This is a genomic window from Brevibacillus sp. (assembly GCF_003521185.1).
GTDB classification, from domain to species: Bacteria; Bacillota; Bacilli; order Brevibacillales; family Brevibacillaceae; genus Brevibacillus; species Brevibacillus parabrevis.
This window is the reverse complement of the sequence record NZ_DOTK01000079.1, coordinates 37,202-51,145: the sequence shown is the minus strand read 5'-3', so window position 1 is coordinate 51,145 and position 13,944 is coordinate 37,202. Positions and strand designations below refer to the sequence as shown.

The following is a 13,944-nucleotide window of genomic DNA, read 5'->3' as shown; positions in this document are numbered from 1 at the left end:
ACCTCGATTTCTTGAATTTGAATGATCCATTTTATTTTACCAGAATGTAGCAGGAAATTGCGTGCAAGATTGCGCTTGCTGATCAAAAGTGGTGTTTTTATGAAGAAACCGTTATAATGAATCAAGTTGAATTTCAGCGGAGTTTAGGCTTCGGGCAACACCGAAGAAGCCTAGTTTTCCATGGGGTGGATTGAAATGCAGCATGCACAATCGCCGGAGAACGAACAGTGGAAAGTGAGGAATACCAATGCTGCTTACTACCATAAATGATCCTCAAGACCTGAAAAAGTGCACTTCGCAGCAGTTACATACGCTGGCATCCGAAATCAGGCAATTTCTCGTCGAGACGCTCTCCCAGACAGGCGGCCATCTTGCGCCCAACCTCGGAGTAGTGGAGCTGACGCTTGCTTTGCACTACGTGTTCAACAGTCCCAAGGACAAGCTGATTTGGGATGTCGGGCATCAGGCATACGTACATAAAATGTTGACTGGCCGCCGGGAGATGTTTCCGACTTTGCGCCAGTACAAAGGGCTGTGCGGCTTCCCGAAAATGATCGAAAGCCCGCATGACGTCTGGGAAACCGGACACAGCAGCACCTCCTTGTCGGCAGCGATGGGGATGGCAACGGCCCGCGATTTGAAAAAAGAAAAAAACCATGTCGTGGCGGTTATCGGCGACGGCGCGCTGACGGGTGGAATGGCGCTGGAAGCGTTGAACCATATCGGTCACGAACGCAAAAATGTCATCGTCGTGCTGAACGACAACGAAATGTCGATTGCTCCGAACGTAGGCGCCCTGCACAACTACCTGGGTAAAATTCGCTCCACGGAAAACTACCAGTGGGCGAAGGACGAGGTTGAAGGGCTGTTGAAGTCCATTCCGGCTGTCGGCGGCAAACTGGCATCGATTGCCGAGCGCTTCAAAGACAGCATGAAGTATTTGCTCGTGTCCGGCGTTCTATTCGAGGAGCTTGGCTTCACGTACATCGGGCCGATCGACGGTCACAACTTGGATCTTTTGGTCGATACGCTGAAAACGGCGAAGCAGACCAAAGGGCCGGTACTGATCCACGCGATCACGAAAAAAGGCAAAGGCTACGCGCCAGCCGAAGCGGATTCCGTGAAGTGGCACGGCATCGGCACGTACAAGATCGAGTCTGGAGACACGCCAAAATCCGCTCCGACGTACACCTCGGTGTTTGCCGATACGATGATCGAGCTTGCTGCCGAGTACAAGTCGCTGGTGGCGGTTACTCCTGCCATGCCAGCAGGCTCCGGCCTGATTCCGTTCGGACAAAAATACCCGGATCGCCTGTTTGACGTAGGGATCGCGGAGCAGCATGCTTGTACCTTTGCGGCTGGCCTTGCGACACAAGGCTTGAAGCCAGTGCTTGCGATCTACTCGACCTTTTTGCAAAGAGCGTACGACCAACTGATTCACGACGTTGCCCGGCAAAAGCTGAACGTGGTGTTTGCCGTCGACCGCGCAGGACTCGTCGGTGCAGACGGGGAGACGCATCAAGGGATGTACGACATTGCCTTCATGCGTATCATTCCGAACATGGTCATCATGGCACCAAAAGACGAGAACGAGCTGCGCCACATGATGAAAACAGCGATGGAGTACGACGGGCCGATTTCGTACCGTTATCCGCGTCTGCCGGCTCGCGGCGTGACGCTCGATAAAGAGTTGCAAGCTTTGCCGATCGGGAAGGCAGAAATCGTCCGCGAAGGGAAAAAGGTAGCGATTTTGTCCTTTGGCCATGTATTTGAGATCGCGGAGCAGGCGGTCAACCAGCTGAATGCGGAAGGAATCAGACCGATGCTGGTAAACGCCCGCTTTTGCAAGCCGCTGGATGAGGAGTTGCTGTTCAGGCTGGCGAAGGAAGGCTACGACATCGTGACTGTGGAGGAAGGCTCGGAGATGGGCGGATTCGGCAGCGCGGTTATCGAATGTTACAATCGGGCGGGCTACTATGGCATGAATGTGCAGATCGTGGCTGTCCCTGATTATTTTGTAGAACACGGCAGTGTAAAAGAACAGCGTCAAGAGGTTGGGCTGACAGCGGAGAACATCGCTTCCCGTGTACGCGCCTTGATGCCGATATCGAAGGGTGTACTGGAAGCATGAGCGTGAGAAAAGAACGAATCGACGTTTTGCTCGTCGAGCGAGGTCATTACGAGACTCGGGAAAAAGCAAAAGCAGCCGTGATGGCGGGACTGGTTCAAGTGGCCGGGGAGCGATGTGACAAGCCCGGCACGAAATTCACCGAGGATGTCGCCATCACGGTCAAAGGCGAGGTTCATCCGTACGTCAGTCGCGGCGGACTGAAGCTAGAGAAGGCATTAAAAGTATTTGGCATCGACATGACGGACAAAGTCATGATGGACATCGGCGCTTCCACAGGCGGGTTTACGGACTGTGCCTTGCAAAATGGCGCACGCCTCGTCTATGCAATCGATGTCGGCTACGGACAGCTCGCCTGGACGTTGCGCCAGGATGAGCGGGTTGTCGTCATGGAGCGGACCAATTTCCGCCATATGGACCCGGACGCTTTCGAACAGGAACGTCCGGATGCCGCTTCGATTGACGTGTCGTTTATTTCGCTCCGGCTGATTTTGCCTGTCTTGTACCGTTTTTTGAAGCAGGATGGCGATGTCGTCGCGCTGGTCAAGCCGCAGTTTGAAGCGGGCAAGGACAAGGTCGGGAAAAACGGCATCGTCCGCGAACCGCAAGTGCATGAAGCGGTGCTGACAGACATCGGCCAGTTCGCCAGCGGCCTCGGATTTGCGCTGAAAGGGCTGGACTTTTCTCCGATCACAGGGGGAGAGGGCAATATTGAATTTGTTATGCATGTGACCAAAAGCGCTGGCGGCATGAACGCCGAAGAATGGCTGAAGCTCGTCAGCGATGTGGTCGCGCAGGCTCATGCCAAATTAAAATAGGGACAAAAAACAAAAGCCTCGGGAGTTTTGTTGCAAACGAGGCTTTTTATTTATGCATGAAAAGTTGTATACTTGTATAAGGATTTCCAACCAACCAGTTTGGGGTGGACCATGTGAAGAAGATAGGAATTATTGCAAACAAAGGAAAGCCCGAGGCCAGAATTGTGGCGCGGGAGCTTGTCTACCTCCTGGAGGTCAGGGGAGCGAATGTATTGCTGGACGAGACGATTGCATCTGATTTAGGGCGCGCGGAATTGGGCGCTCCGATTGAGGAGATCGGTAACCATGCCGACCTGGTCTGTGTGCTTGGCGGTGACGGGACCTTGCTCGGCATCGCACGCAAGCTCGCCGGGAGATCGATCCCCATTTTCGGGATCAATCTCGGTACATTGGGCTTTTTGTCAGAAGCAGAGCCGGAGCACTTGCCGCTTGCCGTCGACAATTTGCTTTCAGGCAAGTACGACATTGAGGAACGGGCCATGCTGGAAGCAGCTCTCGTCCGCAAAGGCAGCACGCTTGGGACATACACAGCGATGAATGATATCGGGATCGCCAAAGGGTCTTTTTGCCGCATCATTCAATGTGCTGTTTACTTGGATGACGAATATGTCGCGACTTTCAGCGGCGATGGTGTCATCGTGTCGACTCCGACAGGGTCGACAGCGTATTCCTTGTCAGCTGGCGGGCCTATCGTCGCCCCGAATGTGGATATGCTATTATTGACTCCGGTAGCGCCGCATTCGCTGACAGCGCGGCCAATGGTGCTGTCTGGCAACCAGACGATTCGCGTGGAAGTCGACGCCATCCATCAGGAGATGGGGCTGTCGATTGACGGCCAGTTCGGCTATCGACTGGAGGGCGGCGATCATATTTACATTAAAAAGTCTCCGTACGTCACACCGCTGATCAAGTGGAAAAAGGGCGGCTTTTTTGAAGCAATACGCACGAAACTACAAGGTGAATGGGAGTAATCCATATGAACAAGGGGCAACGACATATCCGTATTCGGGATATCATCAGTAACCAAGAGGTAGAAACTCAAGACGAACTGGTGGAGCGTCTGCGCGCTGCTGGATTCAACGTCACGCAGGCGACCGTATCCCGAGACATCAAGGAATTGCATCTCGTGAAGGTGCCACTCCCTGATGGGCGATATAAATATTCCATGCCTGCTGAACAAAAGTTTAACCCGATGCAAAAGCTCAAACGGATGATGGTCGACTCTTTCGTCAGCATTGACCAGGCAGACCATTTTATCGTGCTGAAAACCCTTTCCGGTCATGCAAATGCGGTAGCCGAGCTGATCGACAACCTGCCGTGGGACGAGATCATGGGAACGATCAGTGGAGACAATACCATTTTGATCATTTGCCGTTCCAAGGAAAATACAGCGGAAGTCACAAAGCGTTTCATGGAAATGCTGTAGAAGGTGGTCGCAACAGATGCTAGTGGAACTCTCTATCCGAAATTTTGCCATCATTAAATCGGTTACGGTCTCGTTTCAACGCGGGTTGAACATCCTGACAGGGGAAACCGGCGCCGGAAAATCGATCATCATCGATGCGCTCGGACTGCTGCTCGGTGGTCGTGCGTCCGCAGATTTTGTGCGCTACGGCGAGTTGCGCGCAGAGGTGGAAGGGCTGTTTGAACTGCCTGCGGGCCATCCTGCGCTTGCGGTGTGTGCCAGCGTAGGTGTGCAAGTAGAGCAAGACGGCATGCTCGTCGTCCGCCGGGACATTTCCAACCAGGGAAAAAGCATTATTCGTCTGAACGGCCAACTGGTGACGCTTGCCATGCTGCGCGAGCTTGGACCTTGGCTGGTCACGGTTCACGGCCAGCACGACACGCACATGCTGATGCAGGCGGACAAGCATATCAACTGGTTGGATGCGTACGGCGAAGTTGCTTTGGGAGCGGCGAAGCAGGAATACGGCAAACTGTACTCCTCCTACCGGAAAACGCGACAGGATCTCGAACGGATGGCCCGCAACGAACGCGAGCTGGTACAGCGCATAGACCTTTTGCAATACCAGCTTGACGAAATCGAAAGCGCTTCGCTTACTCCGGGTGAGGACGAGAAGTTGCTGCAGCAGCGCAAAAAGTGGATGAACATTGAGAAGGTTTACGCGACCGTCCAGGACGCCTACCGCTCGCTGCACGGCGATCAGAAGGGCATGGATTGGCTCGGTCACGCCATGGGAGAGCTGGAGCGCGGCGTGATCTACGAGGAGCAGCTTGCGCCGATTTTGGAGACGGTGCAGTCTGCGTATTACCAGATTGAGGACGTGGTGCACAAGCTGCGCCAGCTTTCGTACCATCTGGACTTTGAACCGGAGCAGCTGGCAGAAGTAGAGCGCAGGCTCGACCAGATTCAGTCCTTGAAGCGCAAGTACGGAAAAAGCGTGGATGACATTTTGGAGTATGCAGCGACCATCTCCGACGAGCTGGACGAAATGCATCACTATGAGGATCGGTTGCAACAGGTGGAAAAACGGCTGCAGGAGCTGGCGGCTGATTTGGCTGTCGAGGCGCTGGAGCTGTCCGTCATTCGTCAGGAATGCGCCACGAAGCTCGCGCAGGAAATCGAGCAGCAGCTGAAAGAGCTGCATATGGAACGGGCGCGTTTTGCCATCGACGTCAGACAAACCCCTGATGAAGAAGGCGTTGAAATCGAAGGCATCAAGCGGCTCGTGGATGCGAATGGCATGGACCAGATCGAGTTTTTGATTTCGCCAAACCCGGGGGAACCGTTGCGGCCGTTAGCGAAAATCGCTTCTGGCGGGGAGCTGTCCCGCGTCATGCTGGCGATCAAGACGATCCTGGCTGGAACCGATCAGGTCGAGACGCTGATTTTTGACGAGGTAGACACGGGAGTCAGCGGCAGAGCGGCCCAGGCGATTGCGGAAAAGCTCGCCCGCGTCGCGCAAAAACGGCAAGTGCTGTGCATTACGCATTTGCCGCAAGTAGCTTCCATGGCGGATGCCCATTTTCTGATCAAAAAGGAAATGAGCGAAAACGAGACGAAAACGATCGTGACGAAGCTGTCGGAAGAAGAGACGGTGACAGAGCTTGCCCGCATGCTGAGCGGGGCAGAAGTAACGGCAAAAACAGAAGAGCACGCGCGGGAAATGATTTTGCTCGGGCGGGAAAGAAAGGCTGTCAACTAAGCTTTGGTTGGCAGTCTTTTTTATGGGCAAAAAGATTGCAGCTGGCTAACAAACATGAGTCAATTTCCTGACATAATCCGCTTGGCTGGGGGCAACATTAAAGGTACACAAGGTGGAGGTGTCTCTTTGTAGGTGTAGGTAGGGAACGGTAGGAGTGATTGCTGGTGATCCGACAAAACAAAAGAAAATGGATGGGAAGTCTCCTTCTCCTCATCACGGCGCTTGTCGTGAGTTCCACCCCGTTTCGCGATCTGTCCTCCTTTCCCCGCGAATTGCGCTTGATGGAAGGGTCTCTGGAAGAACTCAAGGTCTCCGTGCCGGTGATGGGCACGCTAATCAACAGCAATCCCGACATTTTGCACGTCAACGGGACGGAAGCGCGCGAAGTATCCGTTGATCTGAGCCAGCCTATGTCCGTAGAGCCGCGCAGAGCTGGGGAAGCACAATTGCAAGTAAAATGGCGAAACATTCCGCTGACAGCTGTCAAAGTAAATGTGCTGCCGGATTTGCGTCTGTACCCTGGTGGACAGTCGATCGGGGTCAAGCTGCAAACGGCGGGGGTATTGGTTGTCGGTCATCATCTCGTGGACAATGGCAAAAGCAAGTCTTCCCCTGGCGAGCAGGCAGGTATTCACGTCGGCGACATGATTGTCAAAATGAATGATCTGTACATCAATGACATGAATGAAGTCAAAAAGCTGATCAACGAAGCCGGAAAAAAGAATAGCACGGTACAGCTTTTGGTCGTGCGCGGAAAAGAAAAGCTGAATCTGACGCTCCAACCGGCAAAAGACCAAAAAGACGGGGAGTACCGGATGGGACTGTACATTCGCGATTCGGCTGCCGGAGTAGGCACCCTGACCTTCTACGATCCCAACTCCAAAGCGTACGGAGCACTGGGGCACGTCATTTCCGACGTCGATACAGGCCAGGCTATCGTAGTCGGGGATGGGCAAATCGTGCAGGCAAGCGTGACGTCCATCGAAAAAGGGCAGAGCGGCAATCCCGGAGAGAAATTCGCCCGCTTTTACAACGAAAGCGAAGTGCTGGGGAACATCACCAAAAATACACCGTTTGGCATTTTCGGCAAAATGAAGGACGAACCGAAGCGCAGCTATTACCGCGAGCCGCTCCCGGTAGCGCTTGCCGAGCAAGTCGTGGAAGGCCCGGCGAAAATCCTCACCGTCGTCGAAGGGCAAAAGGTGGAGGAGTTCGATATCGAGATCGCCAACGTCATCAAGCAGCATTTTCCGGCGACAAAAGGCATGATCATCAAGGTAACGGACAAACGCCTGCTGGAAAAAACGGGTGGCATTGTCCAAGGGATGAGCGGCAGCCCGATCATTCAAAATGGAAAAATCGTCGGAGCGGTCACGCACGTCTTCGTCAACGACCCGACATCCGGCTACGGCTGCTACATTGAGTGGATGCTGCAGGACGCAGGCGTGCAGGTGCGCAATGCGCCGCAATCGAACGCCAAAACCGGGCAGGCTGCCTGAGAATACGAAGAGACGAGCCGTCACGCCAATCAAGCGAGGCGGCTAATTTCATGCTGTCAAGTCTCTCTGCTCGACATGTATAACCTTCCACTGGAACAAAGCCAGCTTGCATGGTAAAGTCGTGGAGGCTCTTGACGAATGAAGGAAAAAGGAAGGTATTCTTTGTCGAAATATCAGTAAAATCATTCAATCTTTCGTCATAGGCAGGAATGAATATGCCTTTGTCGAATTATTTTTCTCAGAGAAAAAGATGGTATGGACTTATCGTTTGTAGAAATGAAAACCTCTAGAACGCCACCTTCTTTCCAAAAGACCGTCCATTGTTAGGAGGAACGACCTTGAGCAAGATTGAAGTGTTGTTGGCAGATGATAACCGAGAATTTGTAAGCCTGTTAGAAGAGTATATCAGCAGCCAGTATGACATGAACGTCATTGGCGTCGCGTACAACGGCAATGAAGTTGTGCGTTTGCTGCAGGAGCGAGTACCGGATGTACTGATTTTGGACATTATCATGCCCCACTTGGATGGCCTCGCCGTCCTGGAGCAAATCCAAGCCATGCGGTTAAGCCCGCAGCCCAAAATTATTATGCTGACAGCATTCGGACAGGAAGAGATTACGAAAAAAGCGGTTGAACTGGGAGCTGCCTACTACATCCTCAAGCCGTTTGACATGGAGGTCCTTGCGCAGCGCATCCGCCAGATCATCACAACGAAGCCAGCCTCCTCCTTCGTCACATCGGTGAAGCCACAGTCCACCCTGCAAGTGCGGGGCCGCAACCTGGACGCCAGCATTACGAGCATCATCCACGAAATCGGAGTGCCCGCACACATCAAAGGCTATTTGTATTTGCGCGAAGCGATCACGATGGTGTACAACGATGTCGAGCTGCTCGGTTCGATCACAAAAGTCCTGTACCCGGACATCGCCAAAAAATTCAACACAACGGCAAGCCGCGTAGAACGCGCCATCCGCCACGCAATCGAAGTCGCCTGGTCCCGCGGGAATCTCGATTCAATTTCCAGCCTGTTTGGATACACGATTTCGAACACGAAGGCGAAGCCGACCAACAGCGAGTTTATTGCGATGGTCGCGGATAAGTTAAGGATTGAGGCGAAGATTAGTTAGGGATAGAAATATCACGGGTTTGAGTCACATGGAGTATTATCCCACCTTCTCGATTAGGTAGATGTAATCAACGAATTTTTCAGATGTAGTCCATCGGCTCATTTGAACGAAATGTAAAATACAAAAAGGACACTAGCACACCAGCTAGTGTCTTTTTGTATGGATCGGACGAAAATCATATTTGGCCACTTTGTAATTCTTCAACAAGTCGAAGGTTGTGGAAATCTTTGGTATGATGAGAAGGGGTAGTTAATCCAAAGAGTTCTCAGATTATTTAACTTGCCTGACTCACTCAATACTCGCGCAAGCAAAGAGCAAGATAAAACGATGACTTGATTCAATTTGAAAATGAGGAGCCCAGCAAATGGAGCGCAAATTACTAGGTCAAGTAGGAGTAGACTCAGGTCAATTGGTTATTATCGATCCGCGTTACATTGAGAGTGAATGGAAAGGAACAGGGTCAATTCTTGGTGTTGATTATTGGGGCCAGGCACAAGAAAAAATTTATAGACTGTTAAAAGACGATGGCATTGAGTCAGAAAAGCTTGGTGGAAAATATCGGGTAATGACAGAAGAGGCTGAAACCCTTATTAAAAAAATCGAGTTTTTAGCAAATGACATGAAACAGTTGAATAAGAATATTGACGGTTGGGGAAAACGAATTGTCAAAGTGGAAATAGAGTTATTGGATGATGAGTATCTTCAAAAAATAAATGAGCATTTCGGAATCAAATAAAAACAAATTTTCAATAGAAAAGGAAGAGAGTATCTATGTATGTCAACTCTGTAGAAGAGGCCATTTTCAAAGTGAAAACGGTAGGGGAATGCAAGATAAACGATAAGTTTTTACTCCCATCCGTGATTGATCAACTGAACCGACTAGGTATTAAGCATGATATCCAGCATACTTCTTTAGATTGGACAATTAAGGGCAAATGAAAAACATAAATAAGCCACAAAGCGAGGTGCCAAATGGAAAACCCAAAAGAACAATGCCCAAAATGCGGGTGCAGTGAGATCGGAAAAGGGAAACCGTCCGGGGATGCGAGAATATTCCCCGTAGACAAGTTTTTTGTTCTCGGTTCTCTCATCACTTATCACATATGTACGGGCTGCGGCTATGTCATTGAAAGTTACGTTGAAAATCCGGCTAAATTTAAAAAGTAAAATGGTTCATGAAAAAATAAACGCCAAGCTGGCCGCACCAGAACTCGGCGTTTTTGTTCTTTTCAAAAAACAATTACAGCACCATGGATAATCCTGTAAAATATATACTAGGAATCAAACAAACCATCCCCAAAAACGCACCCAAAAAAGGAGTAAACATGGCAACTTACTTCCCTACCATCGTCCTGCTGCTCGGTGTGATCGTCACGATCTTTACCGTGAAATTTCCCGCCTATCGCCAATTGACCCTGATCAGCGGAGGAGCATTGTCCTGCGTCGTTGTGATGATCAAGCCCGATTTTTGGCCGCTGGGCCTTGGACTGCTCATCGTCACCTACCTTGTGGAAGGTTGGAAGCTCTACCGGAACAGGAACAAAGGAAAATAATCCGCCGCGAACTGCCGCAGTCGCTTGAACGACACGAAGAAGTATGTACAATAGAAAACATACAACCCACTAAAAGCGAGGAAGGTGTTGCAGCATGCGCAATTTAGATGAAATTCTCGCATTTAACCGTGATTTTGTAGCGAATCGTGAGTATGAAAAATACCAGACAACCAAGTTTCCCGACAAACGCTTGGTAGTTCTCTCCTGCATGGACACGCGTCTGGAGGAGTTGCTGCCGAAGGCCATGAACATGCGCAACGGCGACATCAAGCACGTAAAGAGCGCGGGGGCGATCGTATCGCATCCGTTTGGAAGTATTATGCGCAGTATTCTTGTGGCGATTTATGAACTGAATGCCGAGGAAGTGATCGTCGTCGGCCATTACGACTGTGGGATGAGCGCCATCGACAGCAAGCGCACCATGGCGAAGATGCTGGAAAAAGGCGTTTCTGAGCAGACTTTCTCTACGCTGCAACACGCAGGAATCAATCTGCACAAATGGCTCCACGGGTTCGACCGGGTGGAGGACAGCGTGAGAAACAGCGTGGAGACGATTAAAAAGCATCCGCTGCTGCCAGCCAATGTCGATGTCCACGGATTGCTGATCGATCCGGCGACAGGCCGCCTGGATGTTGTGGTGAATGGCTACGAGCGAACGGAAGCTAGTGAATGATCCCAAGCTTGTCACGGTCTCAAGGCGGACCTTTTTACAGCGTTCGATGAAGTGGCTGGGTGGCTTGATTGGAGTCGGTCTGGCTGCTGGTACATACGGATATGCATGGGAGCGAACCTGGCTGCAAATCGAGCGGATGACACTCCGACTGCCCAGACTGCCAGACGCCTTTAGCGGCTGCAAGTTGATCCAGTTCAGCGACGCGCATCTGGGACACTATTTCAAGCCGGAGCAACTGCAAGGCATTGTCGACCTGATCATGCGCGAGCAGCCGGATATTATTTGCTTTACGGGCGATATTGTCGATGAAGAGACGCGCCCCTTTTTTGCCGCTATCCCCATCCTGGCGCAGCTTCAGGCGCCGATGGGGAAGTTTGCGGTATTGGGCAACCACGATTACCGGGCGGGTCAGCAGCACGGGATTCGCCAAGGGTGGATATCTGCCGGGTTTGCAGTGTTGGACAACCGCAATGTGGCTATTCGCCAAAAGGCAGACACCTTGTACATAGCGGGAATAGACGATGCTCTAAATGGCGTGCCGGATTTGCCGAAAGCGCTGATCGGGATTCCCGAGGGAAGCAGCGTAATTTTGCTCGCCCATGAGCCGGACGTAGCGGACGAAGCGGCGTTGTATCCGATTGATTTGCAATTGTCTGGACATAGCCACGGCGGGCAGGTGCGGTTGCCTTTTGTCGGGCATGTCTTGACGCCCAAGCTTGCGAACAAATACGTCAACGGCTTGTATCTCGCGGGCGAAAGCGAAATGCAAGTCTATGTGAACAGAGGGCTGGGCACGACGATTTTGCCTGTCCGGTTTTTGTGCAGGCCCGAGCTGACCGTGTTGACTTTGCATCAATAAGCATCTTTGATCCATTGGACGAATTGCTGAAAAGCGTCGTCCTCTTTTTTTTGATGCAAATAGGCGATGAGCGTCGGGCGCTGCAAAGTTCCTTCTGCTATATCGTGGGCGACCAGTCTGCCTTCCTCTACCTCGCGCAAAATGGTTCGCTCCGGCAGCATCGTGATTCCGAGCTGGCGTTCGACCATTTTTTTGACGGCGCTGAAGCTGTCCAGCTCCATGATGACGTTTGGAAAAATGCTGTTGCGCGCCAGAAAATGATCGATGCGCTGGCGATAGGGGGCGGTATGGTTGCCGAACAAAATCATCTCCTGCGACCCCCAGCCGGAAAAGCCGGGAAAATGATTGGCCCAAGGATGCTCGGGCGACATGACGAGCAAAATCCGGTCGCTGGGCAAAAACTCCTGGTGGATGTGCGGGTGATACATTTCGCTGCCGAGAAAGGCGATATCGGCTGTTCCGGTCAAGAGGGCGCTGAGTGATTCTTCATACAGCGTAGAGCGCACGTAACAGGTGAAACCGGGATTGGCCTGGCGGTATTCGCCGATCAGGCGGGGAAGCTCGTAGGCGACAAATGCTTTTCCGGCGACGATCGTCATCGACTGGGCTTGCTCCTTTTGTTCGATGAAAGAGCGCATCTGCTCGACGATCGAGGCGGCAACAGGCAGCAATCTGCGGCCTTCTCCGGTCAGACTTACGCCAGAGGCGGTTCGCACAAACAGCGGACTGCCGATTTGCCGTTCCAACTGCTTGAGCCGATGGGTCAAAGTAGATTGGGCCAGAAACAGCGCCTGTGCAGCCCGATTGATGGACCCGTGGTGGGCGATGGTCAAAAACACTTCCAAACTTTCTTTGTCCACGAACGCCCCTCCTATCTAAAAACTCGATAACTGGTTATCAGTATTCTATAACAAAACCGCCAACGATTGGAATAGAATACAAGCAGGAGGTGGAACGATGGATAGAAGCGATGAAGTAAAACACGCGGTACAAGAGCAATTCGGCAAAAATGCGCAGCAGTATGTAGAAAGCAAGACACACGCCCAAGGAGATGACTTGCAACTTTTGGTGCAATGGCTCGCTCCGCAGACAAGCTGGAAGGTGCTCGACATCGCCACAGGTGGCGGGCATGTCGCCAGGACGCTTGCGCCGCACGTTGCGCAAGTAGTGGCAACGGATCTGACGCGCCCTATGCTTGCAGCGGCGGCACAAGCCAACCAGGCGGAAAACAACATTTTGTACGTCCAGGCTGACGCGGAGTCGCTGCCGTTTCTGAACGAGTCGTTCGATCTGGTCACTTGCCGGATCGCGGCTCACCATTTCCCCGACCCGAGCGCTTTTGTCCGGGAAGTCAGTCGCGTGCTGCGACCGGGCGGCTGGTTCCTTTTTATCGACAACGTTTCGCCGGAAGCAAACGAGCTGGCAAGCTTCGTGAACCTTGTCGAGCAAACACGCGATCCGAGCCACGTTCGCTGCCTTTCTGTCACGGAGTGGAGAGAGCTGCACAGCGCGCATGATTTGGTCGAGTGCAAGCAACGGCTACGCAAAAAGCCATTTGCCTTTTTGCCGTGGGTGCAAAGAACGTCCGAGTCGCCCGAGCAAGAAAAAGCCGTGGAGCAGATGCTGCTTGCTGCCCCGAAAGACATCCAAGCTTATGTAGGATTGCAGATCGAGCAAGGAAGAGTCATGACCTACCAGATTGACGAATGGATGGTCATGTGCCAAAAACAGGGAGGAACACAACATGACACAAACATTTGAATGGGTAGGATTGGATCACATTCAGCTCGCAGCGCCACCGGGAGCCGAGGAGGAGGCGCGGCGCTTTTTCACCGGATTGCTCGGGATGCCGGAAGTGCCCAAGCCGGAAAAGCTTCGGGCGCGGGGAGGAGCCTGGTTTCGCTGTGGAGCGCAGTTGATTCACCTCGGGATTGAACAAGGTTTTATTCCCGCGAAAAAGGCGCATCCTGCCTTTGTTGTGCAAAATATTGAAGCGCTGATCGCCCACTTGGAAAAAGCAGGCGTCCCGCTCCGGCTCGACGACGAGATTCCTGGACTGATCCGCTTTTTCACCGAAGATCCATTCGGCAACCGATTGGAGTTCATGGAGGCGAAGTAGC

General features: G+C 52.2%; 14 protein-coding genes. 13 read left to right on the top strand and 1 reads right to left on the bottom strand.

Going from position 1 to position 13,944, the window contains the following annotated elements; all coding sequences use genetic code 11:
• Positions 1 to 247 precede the first annotated feature (247 nt).
• From dxs to DEP07_RS23470, 11 genes are all read left to right on the top strand, one after another.
• The gene (gene dxs, locus DEP07_RS23525) at positions 248 to 2,131 is read left to right on the top strand and encodes a 1-deoxy-D-xylulose-5-phosphate synthase (RefSeq protein WP_063226839.1); all 1,884 of its coding nucleotides are present in this window, start codon (positions 248 to 250) and stop codon (positions 2,129 to 2,131) included.
• The gene (locus DEP07_RS23520; RefSeq protein WP_122965849.1) at positions 2,128 to 2,946 is read left to right on the top strand and encodes a TlyA family rRNA (cytidine-2'-O)-methyltransferase; all 819 of its coding nucleotides are present in this window, start codon (positions 2,128 to 2,130) and stop codon (positions 2,944 to 2,946) included. Before dxs ends, DEP07_RS23520 begins: the two co-directional genes overlap by 4 nt.
• Before the next feature lie 113 nt (positions 2,947 to 3,059).
• The gene (locus tag DEP07_RS23515; RefSeq protein WP_173595769.1) at positions 3,060 to 3,917 is read left to right on the top strand and encodes an NAD(+)/NADH kinase; all 858 of its coding nucleotides are present in this window, start codon (positions 3,060 to 3,062) and stop codon (positions 3,915 to 3,917) included.
• A 5-nt stretch (positions 3,918 to 3,922) separates the two neighbouring features.
• Positions 3,923 to 4,372, top strand: coding sequence for a transcriptional regulator AhrC/ArgR (gene ahrC / locus DEP07_RS23510; protein ID WP_122965851.1), 450 nt, complete (start codon positions 3,923 to 3,925; stop codon positions 4,370 to 4,372).
• Between the two features lie 16 nt (positions 4,373 to 4,388).
• Positions 4,389 to 6,113 (top strand): DNA repair protein RecN, encoded by a 1,725-nt coding sequence (recN, locus tag DEP07_RS23505; RefSeq protein ID WP_242771795.1) that lies wholly within the window; start codon positions 4,389 to 4,391, stop codon positions 6,111 to 6,113.
• 164 nt (positions 6,114 to 6,277) lie between these two features.
• Positions 6,278 to 7,612: a SpoIVB peptidase gene (gene spoIVB, locus DEP07_RS23500; protein WP_063226844.1), complete on the top strand. Its 1,335-nt coding sequence runs from the start codon at positions 6,278 to 6,280 to the stop codon at positions 7,610 to 7,612.
• 338 nt (positions 7,613 to 7,950) lie between these two features.
• Positions 7,951 to 8,739 carry a sporulation transcription factor Spo0A gene (gene spo0A / locus DEP07_RS23495; RefSeq protein ID WP_005827306.1) on the top strand — a complete coding sequence of 263 codons (789 nt, stop codon included), beginning with the start codon at positions 7,951 to 7,953 and terminating at the stop codon, positions 8,737 to 8,739.
• A gap of 364 nt (positions 8,740 to 9,103) precedes the next feature.
• Positions 9,104 to 9,475, top strand: a complete 372-nt coding sequence (locus tag DEP07_RS23490) for a hypothetical protein (RefSeq protein ID WP_287103109.1) — start codon at positions 9,104 to 9,106, stop codon at positions 9,473 to 9,475.
• A gap of 589 nt (positions 9,476 to 10,064) precedes the next feature.
• Positions 10,065 to 10,292 carry a hypothetical protein gene (locus tag DEP07_RS23480; protein WP_122965855.1) on the top strand — a complete coding sequence of 76 codons (228 nt, stop codon included), beginning with the start codon at positions 10,065 to 10,067 and terminating at the stop codon, positions 10,290 to 10,292.
• A gap of 94 nt (positions 10,293 to 10,386) precedes the next feature.
• Positions 10,387 to 10,965: a beta-class carbonic anhydrase gene (locus DEP07_RS23475; RefSeq protein ID WP_122965856.1), complete on the top strand. Its 579-nt coding sequence runs from the start codon at positions 10,387 to 10,389 to the stop codon at positions 10,963 to 10,965.
• The gene (locus tag DEP07_RS23470; RefSeq protein WP_122965857.1) at positions 10,934 to 11,824 is read left to right on the top strand and encodes a metallophosphoesterase; all 891 of its coding nucleotides are present in this window, start codon (positions 10,934 to 10,936) and stop codon (positions 11,822 to 11,824) included. The genes DEP07_RS23475 and DEP07_RS23470 overlap by 32 nt, the downstream gene beginning before the upstream one ends.
• Here DEP07_RS23470 and DEP07_RS23465 read toward each other — a convergent pair.
• Entirely contained in the window at positions 11,818 to 12,684 is an 867-nt protein-coding gene (locus DEP07_RS23465) for a LysR family transcriptional regulator (RefSeq protein ID WP_173595774.1), read from the bottom strand. The two genes, DEP07_RS23470 and DEP07_RS23465, sit on opposite strands and share 7 nt — an antisense overlap.
• Positions 12,685 to 12,781: 97 nt before the next feature.
• On the opposite strand from DEP07_RS23465, the gene DEP07_RS23460 reads away from it, so the two are divergent.
• Both DEP07_RS23460 and DEP07_RS23455 read left to right on the top strand, forming a co-directional pair.
• Complete coding sequence (locus tag DEP07_RS23460; protein WP_287103107.1) at positions 12,782 to 13,585, top strand: class I SAM-dependent methyltransferase; 804 nt, start codon at positions 12,782 to 12,784, stop codon at positions 13,583 to 13,585.
• Positions 13,569 to 13,943 (top strand): VOC family protein, encoded by a 375-nt coding sequence (locus DEP07_RS23455; RefSeq protein ID WP_122965860.1) that lies wholly within the window; start codon positions 13,569 to 13,571, stop codon positions 13,941 to 13,943. Before DEP07_RS23460 ends, DEP07_RS23455 begins: the two co-directional genes overlap by 17 nt.
• Position 13,944 lies beyond the last annotated feature (1 nt).

Excerpts from the sequence above, each read along its gene's own strand:
- DEP07_RS23480 (WP_122965855.1), top strand. The coding sequence starts at position 10,065 with ATGGCAACTTACTTCCCTACCATCGTCCTGCTGCTCGGTGTGATCGTC.
- DEP07_RS23520 (WP_122965849.1), top strand. The coding sequence starts at position 2,128 with ATGAGCGTGAGAAAAGAACGAATCGACGTTTTGCTCGTCGAGCGAGGT.
- recN (WP_242771795.1), top strand. The coding sequence starts at position 4,389 with ATGCTAGTGGAACTCTCTATCCGAAATTTTGCCATCATTAAATCGGTT.
- DEP07_RS23455 (WP_122965860.1), top strand. The coding sequence starts at position 13,569 with ATGACACAAACATTTGAATGGGTAGGATTGGATCACATTCAGCTCGCA.
- DEP07_RS23460 (WP_287103107.1), top strand. The coding sequence starts at position 12,782 with ATGGATAGAAGCGATGAAGTAAAACACGCGGTACAAGAGCAATTCGGC.
- DEP07_RS23475 (WP_122965856.1), top strand. The coding sequence starts at position 10,387 with ATGCGCAATTTAGATGAAATTCTCGCATTTAACCGTGATTTTGTAGCG.
- DEP07_RS23490 (WP_287103109.1), top strand. The coding sequence starts at position 9,104 with ATGGAGCGCAAATTACTAGGTCAAGTAGGAGTAGACTCAGGTCAATTG.
- ahrC (WP_122965851.1), top strand. The coding sequence starts at position 3,923 with ATGAACAAGGGGCAACGACATATCCGTATTCGGGATATCATCAGTAAC.
- DEP07_RS23470 (WP_122965857.1), top strand. The coding sequence starts at position 10,934 with ATGGCTACGAGCGAACGGAAGCTAGTGAATGATCCCAAGCTTGTCACG.
- dxs (WP_063226839.1), top strand. The coding sequence starts at position 248 with ATGCTGCTTACTACCATAAATGATCCTCAAGACCTGAAAAAGTGCACT.